The following is a 12,451-nucleotide window of genomic DNA, read 5'->3' on the forward strand; positions in this document are numbered from 1 at the left end:
GATAGCAAAAAAAGAGGTATCCACAAAACGTGGATACCTCTAACAAAACATCTTTCATCATAAATTAAAATTTTAGACTCTACTTACCCCCAACGTTACAGTTTCTCCGTTAATATTCCATTCTTTTGAAAGTTCGCCGCCTTCTCCTCCTACAATTTCTTCCGCTAAAACATCAGAAGAAATATCATTGTTTTTCAGGATTTCAGCAATTTTCTCATTTCCGCTATGGAACACACGAATACGGTCTGTTACGTTAAAGTTTGCTTCCTTACGCATTGTTTGAACCTTACTTACAACTTCACGAACAAAGCCTTCTTCTACCAATTCAGGTGTTAAGTTCGTATCCAAAACAACCGTCAAATTATTGTCACCGCTGGAAACAAAGCCATCTTTTTCGGAAGTGTCTACCAAAACATCATCCATCTCCAGAACAACCTCTTCCCCTTCAATCAAAAGGGTAGCCTTTCCGTCTGCACGCAGTGTATCCATAAAAGATACGCCGTCTACTTCTTTCAAAGCCACGCCGATTGCAGGCACAAGCTTACCATATTTCTTACCCAAAGTTCTTAACTGAGGCTTGAAGGTATATGCTGTAAACCCTTCAACATTATCAGTAAATGTCAATTCTTTTACATTTAACTCTTCGGTAATGATATTGCGGTAAAGCTCAGGTAAAGCTTTTTCAGCCTTCACATACATCATAGCCAGAGGCTGACGGTTTTTCATGTTCGCCGCATTTCTGGCAGCACGGCCTTCTACAACAACCTTTAATACAGAATCCATATTTGCTTCCAATTCAGCGTCAACCCATTCACTGTGATATTCAGGCCAGTTGCAAAGATGAACACTTTCCGGAGCAGTAGAATCTGCTTTTCTTACAAGGTTACTATAAATTTCCTCGGTAATAAAAGGTGTAAAAGGTGCAGCAAGCTTACACATGGTTTCCAGCACAGTGTAAAGGGTCATGTAAGCATTGATTTTATCCTGTTCCATACCTTCTGCCCAGAAACGCTCTCGGCTTCTTCTTACATACCAATTGGAGAGATTATCTACGAATTCTGCCATCGCTCTTGCCGGCTCTGTCAGCTTATAACCGTCCAAGCATTCGTCAACAAATTTATTCAAAGTCTGCAATTTAGACAAAATCCACTTGTCCATAGGAGGAAGCTTGTCATATTCAAGCTGATAATTTGCAGGATTAAATTCATCAATATTTGCGTAGAGAATATAGAATGCATAGGTGTTCCAAAGGGTACCCATAAATTTTCTCTGCATTTCACTTACTGCCTCATCATAATAACGGCTTGGCAACCAAGGTGCACTATTTGCATAAAAGTACCAACGAACAGCGTCAGCACCCTGCTTATTCAAAGCATCCCAAGGATTAACAACATTCCCTTTGTGCTTGCTCATTTTTTGACCATTTTTATCCTGAACATGACCAAGTACGATACAGTTTTTGAAAGATGCGCAGTCAAAAAGCAATGTACTTACCGCCAGCAAGGTATAGAACCAGCCACGGGTTTGGTCAACAGCCTCGCTAATAAAATCAGCAGGGAAGTTTTCCTCGAAAACCTCTTTATTTTCAAAGGGATAATGCCACTGGGCAAAAGGCATTGCACCACTATCAAACCAACAGTCAATTACTTCAGAAACACGGGTCATCAGCTTGCCGCATTCGGGACAGGTGATGTGCACTGCATCAATAAACGGTTTATGCAGTTCGATATTTTCCGGGCAATCGGGAGACATTTCCTTCAATTCCGCAATGCTGCCGATGGTATGTCTATGACCACATTCACACTCCCAGATAGGCAACGGTGTCCCCCAGTAACGTTCACGGGACAGACCCCAGTCGATTACGTTTTCCAAGAAGTTGCCGAAACGGCCTTCTTTGATATTATCCGGATACCAATTGATTGTACGGTTGTTTGCCACCAATTGGTCTTTTAATGCTGTCATTTTGATAAACCATGTACTTCTAGCATAGTAGATGAGTGGTGTATCACATCTCCAGCAGAAAGGATAATTATGTTCAAAAGGAACAGCGGCAAACAAGGAACCATCTTTTTCCATTTGCTCAATTACTTTCGCATCTGCATCCTTCACAAACAGACCTGCAAAAGGACCTGTTTCTGCAGTCATGTTACCCTGATTATCTACATACTGACGAAGGGGTACTCCATATTTCTGGCAAACACGGGCATCGTCCTCACCGAAAGCGCCTGCTGAGTGAACAACACCGGTACCGTCTGTTAAAGTTACATAAGGATCGCAAGTTACGATAAATGCCTTAGGATCATTTTCCAAAAAGCTGAATAAAGGCTCATAGCGCATATATTCCAATGCCTGACCTTTCATGGTCTCCAAAACTTCATAATTGCCTTCACCCAAAACAGTATCCAAAAGGGCTTCTGCCATAATTGCGATATAGTCCTGATACTTTACTCTTGCGTAGGTTTCCTTTGCATTTACTGTCAATGCAACGTTAGAGGGCAATGTCCAGGGGGTTGTTGTCCAAGCCAAGAAATATTCATTCTCCTTGCCTTCTACCTTAAATTTCGCGATAGCTGATGTTTCCTTTACATCTTTATAGCCCTGAGCTACCTCATGGGAGGAAAGAGCAGTTCCACATCTAGGGCAGTAAGGAACAACCTTATGGCCTTTATAAAGGAGGCCTTTATCCCAGATTTTCTTTAATGCCCACCATTCGGATTCGATATATTCATTATGATAGGTTACATAAGGATGATCCATGTCCGCCCAGAAACCAACACGGTCACTCATGGAGCGCCATTCCTTCTCATATGTCCAAACGCTTTCCTTGCACTTTGCGATAAAAGGCTCTACACCATATTCTTCAATTTGCGGTTTACCATCCAAGCCCAAAACCTTTTCTACTTCCAATTCAACAGGCAGACCATGGGTATCCCATCCGGCTTTTCTCAAAACCTTATACCCCTTCATGGTTTTATAACGAGGGATCAGGTCTTTTACAGCTCTTGTGATGATATGACCGATATGGGGCTTACCATTTGCAGTTGGAGGGCCGTCGTAAAATGTAAAAACGGGAGCACCTTCTCTTGCTTTGATACTCTTGCCAAAAATATCATTGTCTTTCCAAAATTTTTCTACTTGAACTTCTCTTTCGACGAAGTTTAAATTGGTGGGCACTTTGTCGTACATATGAATTCCTCCTTGTTTTTATTTATAATCACTAATTTTCAATATGAATGTGATCCCTAGACAGTCACACGGATACCTTTAAATTATAACAAGTTTTAAAAGCTCCATTCACTTTCCATACAAATTTAGGAAAACCGTTATAAATTCTTTATCTTTTGTATGAAAAAAGGCCCTTTCATCCAACACAGGACGAAAGGGCTCGCGGTACCACCTGATTTGATAGCAAAATTGCCATCCACTCTAAGCATCACTATAATGACGCCGACCCTTAACGCGGGCTAACGGCAGAGTCTACTGGGCAAAATGCCGTTTGGTCTGCCACTCCGGAGTGATTTTCCATATTTTCTATGATAACGGGATTTCACCAAGCCCCATCTCTCTGCAGTCATAATGAAAATATATACTGTCTCCTTCATTGTGTTTTCCTCTTTATACGTTAGCATTATACATTCTGCATAAAAAGATGTAAAGAGTTTTTTGCAGTTTTTTCTCTGTTTTTTTCAAGTATGTTGTATACAAGGTCACAGTATACAATTTTTGAACCAAAACTTGGACAAAAAGCAATCTAGCAGCATACTTTAAGAATATTTTTTAAAAACATGATATTCAGTTCATAAATCGTGAATATTTTTTCTTTGTTTTTAGAATGAAACCCCCCAAAAAAAGCCAGAATGAAACATATCTAGTAAATTCATAAAAAAACAAGAATTGTGGAAATATTTGCTTTATTATTTTAAATTGTGTATAATAAAATTGTTTCGTTAAAAGTTCCTGTTTTTAGGATAAAAATAAAGGAGATAGTCAAAGATGAAAGGACGAAAATTGGCACTGTTAACTGACCTGTATGAACTGACAATGATGCAGGGCTATTTCACGGCAGGTGCCTACAAAAAGAAAGTAGTATTTGATCTTTTTTACAGAAAAAACCCCAGCGGAAATGGTTATGCAGTTACCGCAGGATTGGAACAGGCCATTGAATACGTCAACGAATTGCGGTTTACCAAAGATGATATTGAATATTTAAAAAGTTTAAATATGTTTACGGAAGACTTTATCGAGTTTTTAAAAGATTTTCGGTTTACCGGAGAAATTTATGCTATTCCGGAAGGAACAGTTGTCTTCCCTCAAGAACCATTATTAAGGGTAACCGCCCCTATTATTGAGGCACAATTACTGGAAACGGCACTTTTGAACATTATAAATCATCAAAGTTTGATTGCAACAAAAGCTTCTCGTGTTGTATGGGCAGCCCAGGGTGATCCTGTTATGGAATTTGGTCTAAGACGAGCCCAAGGCCCTGACGCCGGAACTTTAGGCGCAAGAGCAGCGGTAATTGGCGGTTGTTGTGGTACAAGCAACGTATTAACAGGTAAGCTGTTTGATGTTCCCGTAAAGGGAACCCATGCACATAGCTGGGTTATGAGCTTCTCCAACGAAATAACAGCATTTAGAGAATATGCAAGATTATTCCCCGAAAACTGCTTGTTATTGGTGGACACCTACAATACTTTGGAAAGCGGTGTTCCCAATGCAATTAAAGTATTTCAGGAAATGAAGGCAGCGGGAAAACTGACAGGAAAGTATGGCATCCGTTTAGACAGCGGTGACTTGGCATATCTTTCCAAGTGCGCAAAAATTATGCTGGAAGAAGCAGGATTTGGCGACGCAACAATCAGTGCCTCCAGTGATTTGGATGAAAACCTGATTGCCAGCTTAAAATCCCAAGGTGCTAAAATCAATCTTTGGGGTGTGGGAACAAAATTGATTACCAGTGATGATTGCCCTGCTTTCGGCGGCGTGTATAAGCTTGCATCCGAAGAAGACGAAAACGGAGCGTTTATTCCTAAAATTAAACTATCCAATAACCCGGAAAAAGTAACAAACCCCGGCATTAAAAAGGTTTTTCGTATTTATGATAAAAAGACAAAAAAAATCAAAGCAGATTTAATTGCTTTAAATGATGAAACCATTGACGAAAATCAATGCTTTACACTTTGTGACAATAATGCAAAATGGCGGAAAATGCATTTAGCTGCCGGCACTTACTTTGTAAAAGAACTTTTGGTTCCTATCTTTATTAATGGCGAACTGGTATATGAATCACCAAAGACCATGGAAATCCAAGAATTCTGCAACAGCGAGAAAAACTCCCTTTGGGACGAGCATTTGCGTTTGAAAAATCCACATATTGTACCCGTTGATTTATCAGATAAATTAACTCAATTAAAGAATCGCTTAATTGATGAACTGAGTTTTAGCTAGATAACAAAAAGTCCTCCCCTTCATTGGGCTAGGACTTTTTTTTGTGGAACAAATATAAATTACAAAGAGAAACCACCCCTCCTCGTAATAAAACATCTGTTATGACTCTTCCATTTTGGAAAATGGAATTACCAAAGACGGATTTTCATGATGCAGTCCAATATGTTTTTCCATCCAAACAACATCAACCCACTGTCCAAGCTTATAACCACTGTTGGAAAAATGACCAACTTTATGAAAACCTACAGTCTCATGGAAAGCAATGCTCGGAGGATTGGGAAAGGCAATACACGCAATCATCGTCAATATTCCTTGGTTTTTTAATGTTTCCTCTAGAACTGAATAAAGCATAGACCCTATACCATAGCCACGAAAATCCTGTCTGATATATACTGTTGTTTCTACCACCCAATTATAGGCAGCACGCATACGAAAGGCCGAAGCATAAGTATAGCCCACAATTTCTCCGTCTGCCAAGGCCACATAATAAGGAAATTTTTGCAGCGTATTGGAAATACGGTAAGTAAATTCTTCTACCGTTGGAACTTCATATTCAAAAGTAACTGTTGTATCGGTGACGTAGGGAGCATAAATAGCCAAAAGCTGTTTTGCATCTGCCACAGTTGCAAGGCGAAGAGAGATTTTTTTGTCCATAGTTTCCATCCTTTCATGGTTTCTTTTATTGTACACTACCTAGTAAAAAAAATCACTCAATTTCTATAAAAAGAATGATTTAGAAAGTTTTTTTCAATGGATTTGCAACAAATAAACAACCATTTTTATTCCACTCTTTCCCATGCACCGGTATTATCTTTTTGCAAAACCAATTCCCATTTTTCCTTTCCCCTTCGATAGAAATAAAATCTTATCACAGTCGCTCTCAACGTTGATAGAGAACATTTTGTTTGCATTAAGAGCATTGTCGACATATGTTGAATAGAAGGTTATATATAAACTATCCTCCTCCTGTTTTGCCTTTAGGGTACGAATATGTCCAAATCTATTTGCCTCGTCCACATCCAACTCAATGGTTTTCATATTATCCGTTACCGCAAAATCGTTCAAATATACCTCTAAGTGCTTGCTACCATTGGCTATAATAAGAACGATTGTTAGACAAAAAAGCAATTGTAACCTAAGGTCAAGATCATCCTTTGCCTTTTTTCTTCATAACGCCCCCCTAACAACCTTTTTGGGTCATGATTAAGATAAAACAAACCCTCAAAAAAGCGATAGTCACATTGTTTGGTGATTACCGCTTTTAAAAACCATATTTTCATTTATTTTAAAATTTCATCCAAGAAGCTTTCCGCCTCAAACTTTGCATTTAAGCCCAAATAATCAGAAATCGTCTGTCCCAAATCTGCAAAGGTTTTGCGCACACCTAAGTCTACGCCGGCTTTCACATTTTTGCCGTAAACCAACAGCGGAACATATTCTCTGGAGTGATCTGTACTGGGGGTTGTGGGGTCACAACCATGATCCGCAGTAATAAAGAGTATATCCTCTTCTTTCATCTGCACCATGATTTCCGGAAGCTTCTGATCAAAATATTCCAACGCAGCGGCATAACCCTCAACATCATTACGATGACCATAAATCATATCCGTATCCACTAAATTTGTAAAGAGGATTCCTTCAAACTCTTCTTTGGTATAAAAAATAGTCTTTTCAATCCCATCATTATTATTTGTTGTATGGTCGGCACGGGTTATCCCTCTATGCTCAAAAATATCTTCGATTTTACCGATTGCCGTAACGTTTAACCCTTTTTCTTTTGCCAAATCAAGAATTGTAGGTCCCGTTGGTGGCAAGGAAAAATCTCTTCTATTTTTTGTTCTTGTATAATTGCCCTCTTCCCCAATAAATGGTCGAGCAATCACACGGGCAACACCATAGTCTCCGGATAAGATTTTTCTTGCTTTTTGACACATCTCATAGAGCTTTTCAACGGGAATTACATCCTCATGAGCTGCAATCTGGAACACACTATCCGCAGAAGTATACACAATGGGATAACCTGTCTTCACATGCTTAGGCCCCAAAACTTGGATGATTTCAGTACCTGATGCGGCAATATTCCCCAATGACTTTGTCCCAATAGCCTCTTCAAAAGCATCCATGACTTCTTTGGGAAAACCTGTTTTGGTGAAAGTAGGAAAAGGCTTTGCCGTAATGATACCCGCCATTTCCCAATGTCCTGTGGTTGTATCCTTCCCAATAGATTTTTCTGCCATTTTGCCAAATGCTCCTTGGGGTGCATCGGTTTTACCCAAAAGATGAATCTCCTCTCCCTGAATATTTCCAAGGCCCAGTGCACACATATTTTTTAAATCCGTTTTCGGACGAACCTTTTTGATATTTACCAGGGTATTGCTGCCTTCATCTCCAAAATCCTTTGCATCAGGCAATTCGCCGATTCCCACGCTGTCCAAAACAACAATAATTGCTCTTTTCATAAACATCATCCTTTCTAAACTCAGATAACCTTCAAAATCAACGGAGGCAATGGCTGTTTTTCTTCATTCATTGTCATCGCCTGTTGTAAATAACTTGCCGCATTTGTACATTTATCATCGGTGGAAGCAAATATTTCTGCCAGGGGTTCCCCTACTTTAACAAAATCACCTAAGCGTTTTTTCATAATAATTCCCGCTCCAAAATCCAAAGGCTGCTCTTTGTAAGCTCGGCCTGCCCCGGTCTCTAAAGAGGCACGGCCAATTAATGCTGTATTCATTTTATTTAAATAGCCCTCTGTTTGGGCAAAAACTGTTTTTTTACATGGTGATACAGGCAACAGAGAATAATCGTCAATGATTGCAGGGTTTCCTCCCTGCTGTATCAAAAGCTCACGAAATTTTTCAAGCCCCATACCGTTTTTGATATGGTGCTGCAATAAATACCTACCCTTTTCCACGCTTTCTACACGCTGAGCCATAAGAAGCATATGAGCCCCTAAGGTAAGAGATACCTCCAAAAGGTCTCCCTCCACATTGCCCTTTAAAACTTCAATTGCTTCGATTACCTCCAAGCTATTCCCGATATTCATGCCCAAAGGTTGATCCATGCCGCTAATCACAGCCGTTACCTTTCTACCTACATGACGTCCCATCTCAACCATGATAGAGGCAAGGGTCTCTGCAGACTCCAAATCTTGCATAAAAGCGCCACTTCCGCATTTTACATCCAAAACGATGCCATCGGCTCCCGCAGCTATTTTTTTAGACATAATGCTTGCGGCAATCAAAGGGATACTATCTACAGTACCTGTTACATCTCGAAGGGCATACAGCTTTTTATCCGCAGGTGTCAAGTTATCTGTTTGGCTCATTAAAACAATATTGCTGTTTTTCGCAAATTCTATTGCTTCCTTTTCGCTGACATTTACATGAAAACCAGGGATAGATTCCAGCTTGTCTATGGTTCCGCCGGAAAACCCAAGCCCCCGCCCGCTCATTTTTATGACAGGAACACACACTGAGGCAACCAAAGGTGCCAATATTAATGTGGTAGTATCAGCTACGCCGCCTGTGCTGTGTTTATCGGCTTTAAAACCCTCTATCTCACTAAAATCAAACATACTTCCTGATTTTGCCATTTCCATAGTCAAGGAAGCCGTTTCTTCAGCATCCATCTTCTTTAAAAATGCAGCCATAAGAAAAGCTGATATTTGATAATCCGGCAAACTGCCATCTGTCACACCCTTTACAAAATATGCAATTTCCTCAGGGGATAATTTATTTCCTTCTCTTTTTTTTATGATGATATCCACAATATTCATAAAAAACCCTCCTCTTAATCATGTTTCTATTTTCTAAAATTTCATAATAAGCGGGAAGTTAAAACAATCATAACTTATATTATACTACCATGGCTTGTCTCTCAGTCATAAAACAAGCAACTAATCGTATAATAAAGCTTACTTAAAAGAATAAAAATTTTTGTACATCAAACCCTAAACTTCATCAAAAATCCATAATTAACCATGGATGTATTATACCACAAGTCTTTTAAAAAATCATTAAATGAAAAAACCGCCCTGTGGTATTTTTCTCAAACCCAAGGCGGATGATTTATTTGGTTTTCTTTAAATTAACTTTCCTTTAATAAGTAAGATTCCACAATTTCAGCCGCGTCTTGCATACAGCCTGCACAACTGCGTAAAATAACGCCTGAATCCAATCCTTTTAGGGTTCTACAATCCAAAGTTTGGTTTTTATCAATAAAAGCCTGTGTCATCGGTTTTAAGGTGTTATAACAAGTAACCTTGCTGCGTGGATTCTCCAAATTCACATCGGAAACTTTCAAACCTACCAAATATGCCATAGCAGAAACAGCACCACAAGGCCCCATGATTCCCATACCACGACCAAAACATTCCACAGCACGAAAAGCTTCTTTTTCTTCGACGCCAAACAAATCACAATAGGCACACGCCACGGCTTGAGAGCAATTATACCCCCTATGATGATTTTCCATTACTTTTTCAATTCTACTATTCATGAGACACCTCCGAAAATCATAACCCATTCTAAATTATATCCTGATCACATAATTATGCGGCACAAACACAAAATATTAAAATGCTAGTTATTCATACATGACTAACGCCTTAGGTTAAATTTACATTACAGCTGAAATATATTTTTTTGCTTCATAAAATAGTGTGATTTGGAAATAAAATAAAGGATACCCAGACGTAAACAGGGTATCCCTTGGTAACATAAAAAATTACAAGCTGTTAACCAATTTTGTTAAAGAAGATTTTTTTCTAGCTACAGCATTTTTGTGATAGATGCCTTTGATATATGCACTGTCAATTGCGGATACAGCACTTTTCAAAGCTACGGAAGCCACTTCCTTGTCACCAGCATTTACTGCTACGATAACCTTCTTCATAGCTGTTTTAACCTGAGATTTAATCATCTTATTTCTCAGAGTTTTTTTGTTAATTACTTTAATTCTTTTCTTAGCGGATTTAATATTTGCCACTGTGTTTTCCTCCTAGTAAAATCATTCATTTTCCGTGGTTTCGATATTGGGGAATATCGCTTTTTATTACTTCTACATTAACCACCCTCAGGAGCTTGATCTCCTACGACACGGCTTGGGGCAATTCTCATTTAAAAACCCCTTGGTTAATTCAACACCATATATTCTACCCGATGAATGAAAATAAGTCAATGAATATATTTCAAAAGGAGGGAAAAAATAAGGCAAAAGCGTGAAAGACGGTGAGAAAAATGAAGGAAGAGGATGAAAAAACTACGTTTCAAATCAGAACTGACTTAGCCATTGAAGCCAGAGAAATGATTGAAGAAAAACAGGAAAAAGTTGGAGTCGAACCAAACGGTGTTCAAGTTGAAACGGAAGAGGGAGACTTCTACACATTAACAAAGGTAAGCATCCTAAATGATGAGGGCAGTCAATCCATGGGAAAACCAAAGGGAGAATATATCACCATTGAATCCCAAAAGCTAAAAGAAAATGCCGTTGAGTGCCATGAAGTAATTATTAAACTTTTAGCGGAACAATTGCGTAAATTGGCCCAAACCAAAGAACACGAATGCATTCTTGTGGCAGGCCTTGGAAACTGGAATATTACCCCTGATGCCTTAGGACCAAAAGTGATTTCCCGGATTTTGGTAACCCGCCATTTAAAAGGAACACTGCCCGAGGAAATCGATAAGACCGTTCGCCCCGTTGCCGCCATCAGTCCCGGCGTCATGGGTCTTACCGGCGTTGAGACAGGGGAAATCATTAAAGGATTGGTTGAAAAAATAAATCCTTCCTTATTAATAGCAATTGATGCTCTGGCGGCAAGGCGCTCCAGCCGTATTAATGCGACAATCCAAATGTCTGATACCGGCGTTGCTCCCGGTGCAGGCGTCGGTAATAAAAGGATGATGTTAAGCAAAGAAACTTTGGGAATTCCCGTGATTGCCATTGGGGTACCTACTGTAGTAGATGCCGCCACATTGGTAAACGATACCATGGATCGCATTTTAGCAAGTATGATAGACCAAACAGAGGAAGGCTCGTCCTTCTATCAAATGCTGCAAGATTTAGAAGAAGAAGAAAAATATACCATGATTACAGAAATTCTAGACCCTTATACAGAAAACATGTTTGTTACCCCCAAAGAAGTGGATGCAGTTATAGACCGCCTGTCTAATATTATTGCCAACGGCATTAACATTGCTTTGCATCCGGGAATTACCATGGAAGATATCAGTAAGTACAGTTAAAAACTATTTTTCCGAGTATGATTTCCCTCTGTACCCAATGAATTGAATATCCAACGAAAGTCTCCCATGGTAATAAACGCCATAGGAGGCTTTCTCATGTAACGACCTGCCGCCCAAAAGACAGATAAATTTTTTATTGCATAAAATCCGAATCATGGCAATTTGTTGTATCATCCCTAGGTTCAGTATAGCTTAATGCTTGCCTGCTGTCGCAAATGCCTTTTGTTGTAGGATCAGCCACTACCCCTACCACAGCCAATATCACACTGATTAGTAAAAACGGATTACCTGCCACATTCTTTAGTTCCTCTATTACCAAAGACCAGCTGGTAAAATCCTCCGGCTTTACCCCTAATGTCGCCATGATGACACCAAATAAGCCAATCCAAAAATAAGGATTTTTTAAACGAACCTTCCAATTAATTTTCACTTTTACACCCCTTTTCCTTTTAGCTCATTTATAAAGCAACCCCTTATTACAATATATAGGCAAAACTAAGTATGGTTTCCTAAAATTTGAGATCCTTTTAAAAAAATAATTTCAAATCCATATACCTATTCTAAGGGTATTAACAAAAATGATAAAAAGGGTTTGGATGCTTTCTAAATTCCATAAAAAACCGCTTTTCAAAAGATGAAAAGCGGCACTATCCTTATTTATTTTCGTTCCAGCTACCAAGTCTACGAAATCTTTCGTATCTTTTTTCACTAATTCTAGGGGCATCCTTATAAATTTCTTTAAAATCCCCTCTAAG

General features: G+C 39.1%; 11 protein-coding genes and 1 other annotated feature. Of the genes, 2 read left to right on the forward strand and 9 right to left on the reverse strand.

The window, feature by feature from the left end:
• Positions 1–72: 72 nt before the first annotated feature.
• Entirely contained in the window at positions 73–3,186 is a 3,114-nt protein-coding gene (gene ileS, locus P9Q65_RS09295; RefSeq protein WP_304509136.1) for an isoleucine--tRNA ligase, read from the reverse strand.
• A gap of 182 nt (positions 3,187–3,368) precedes the next feature.
• Positions 3,369–3,611 (reverse strand) — a binding site (T-box leader).
• Between the two features lie 382 nt (positions 3,612–3,993).
• Here ileS and P9Q65_RS09300 point away from each other — a divergent pair.
• Entirely contained in the window at positions 3,994–5,448 is a 1,455-nt protein-coding gene (locus P9Q65_RS09300) for a nicotinate phosphoribosyltransferase (protein ID WP_304509137.1), read from the forward strand.
• A gap of 99 nt (positions 5,449–5,547) precedes the next feature.
• Here P9Q65_RS09300 and P9Q65_RS09305 read toward each other — a convergent pair whose 3' ends face one another.
• The 6 genes from P9Q65_RS09305 to rpsT all read right to left on the reverse strand — a co-directional run bounded on the left by P9Q65_RS09305 (position 5,548) and on the right by rpsT (position 10,440).
• The gene (locus tag P9Q65_RS09305) at positions 5,548–6,102 is read right to left on the reverse strand and encodes a GNAT family N-acetyltransferase (RefSeq protein WP_304509138.1); all 555 of its coding nucleotides are present in this window, start codon (positions 6,100–6,102) and stop codon (positions 5,548–5,550) included.
• A gap of 153 nt (positions 6,103–6,255) precedes the next feature.
• Positions 6,256–6,513 (reverse strand): hypothetical protein, encoded by a 258-nt coding sequence (locus P9Q65_RS09310; protein WP_304509139.1) that lies wholly within the window; start codon positions 6,511–6,513, stop codon positions 6,256–6,258.
• A 215-nt stretch (positions 6,514–6,728) separates the two neighbouring features.
• A complete protein-coding gene (locus P9Q65_RS09315; RefSeq protein WP_304509141.1) occupies positions 6,729–7,907 on the reverse strand; it encodes a phosphopentomutase in 1,179 nt (392 codons plus the stop codon).
• A 20-nt stretch (positions 7,908–7,927) separates the two neighbouring features.
• Positions 7,928–9,229 carry a thymidine phosphorylase gene (locus P9Q65_RS09320; RefSeq protein WP_304509142.1) on the reverse strand — a complete coding sequence of 434 codons (1,302 nt, stop codon included), beginning with the start codon at positions 9,227–9,229 and terminating at the stop codon, positions 7,928–7,930.
• Positions 9,230–9,540: 311 nt separating this feature from the next.
• Complete coding sequence (locus tag P9Q65_RS09325) at positions 9,541–9,951, reverse strand: C-GCAxxG-C-C family protein (RefSeq protein WP_304509143.1); 411 nt, start codon at positions 9,949–9,951, stop codon at positions 9,541–9,543.
• Between the two features lie 228 nt (positions 9,952–10,179).
• A complete protein-coding gene (gene rpsT / locus P9Q65_RS09330) occupies positions 10,180–10,440 on the reverse strand; it encodes a 30S ribosomal protein S20 (protein ID WP_304509144.1) in 261 nt (86 codons plus the stop codon).
• Between the two features lie 251 nt (positions 10,441–10,691).
• On the opposite strand from rpsT, the gene gpr reads away from it, so the two are divergent.
• Positions 10,692–11,696: a GPR endopeptidase gene (gene gpr, locus P9Q65_RS09335; protein ID WP_304509145.1), complete on the forward strand. Its 1,005-nt coding sequence runs from the start codon at positions 10,692–10,694 to the stop codon at positions 11,694–11,696.
• 133 nt (positions 11,697–11,829) lie between these two features.
• Here gpr and P9Q65_RS09340 read toward each other — a convergent pair whose 3' ends face one another.
• Together P9Q65_RS09340 and P9Q65_RS09345 are read right to left on the reverse strand one after the other, a co-directional pair.
• A complete protein-coding gene (locus tag P9Q65_RS09340; RefSeq protein WP_304509146.1) occupies positions 11,830–12,126 on the reverse strand; it encodes a phage holin in 297 nt (98 codons plus the stop codon).
• Between the two features lie 111 nt (positions 12,127–12,237).
• A partial coding sequence (locus P9Q65_RS09345; RefSeq protein ID WP_304509147.1) for a hypothetical protein occupies positions 12,238–12,451 on the reverse strand: 214 nt, incomplete at its 5' end.

It is taken from the genome of Anaerotignum sp. (assembly GCF_030625865.1).
Lineage (GTDB): Bacteria > Bacillota > Clostridia > Lachnospirales > Anaerotignaceae > Chakrabartyella.

Excerpts from the sequence above, each read along its gene's own strand:
- ileS (WP_304509136.1), bottom strand. The coding sequence starts at position 3,186 with ATGTACGACAAAGTGCCCACCAATTTAAACTTCGTCGAAAGAGAAGTT.
- P9Q65_RS09300 (WP_304509137.1), top strand. The coding sequence starts at position 3,994 with ATGAAAGGACGAAAATTGGCACTGTTAACTGACCTGTATGAACTGACA.
- P9Q65_RS09305 (WP_304509138.1), bottom strand. The coding sequence starts at position 6,102 with ATGGACAAAAAAATCTCTCTTCGCCTTGCAACTGTGGCAGATGCAAAA.
- P9Q65_RS09315 (WP_304509141.1), bottom strand. The coding sequence starts at position 7,907 with ATGAAAAGAGCAATTATTGTTGTTTTGGACAGCGTGGGAATCGGCGAA.
- P9Q65_RS09320 (WP_304509142.1), bottom strand. The coding sequence starts at position 9,229 with ATGAATATTGTGGATATCATCATAAAAAAAAGAGAAGGAAATAAATTA.
- P9Q65_RS09325 (WP_304509143.1), bottom strand. The coding sequence starts at position 9,951 with ATGAATAGTAGAATTGAAAAAGTAATGGAAAATCATCATAGGGGGTAT.
- gpr (WP_304509145.1), top strand. The coding sequence starts at position 10,692 with ATGAAGGAAGAGGATGAAAAAACTACGTTTCAAATCAGAACTGACTTA.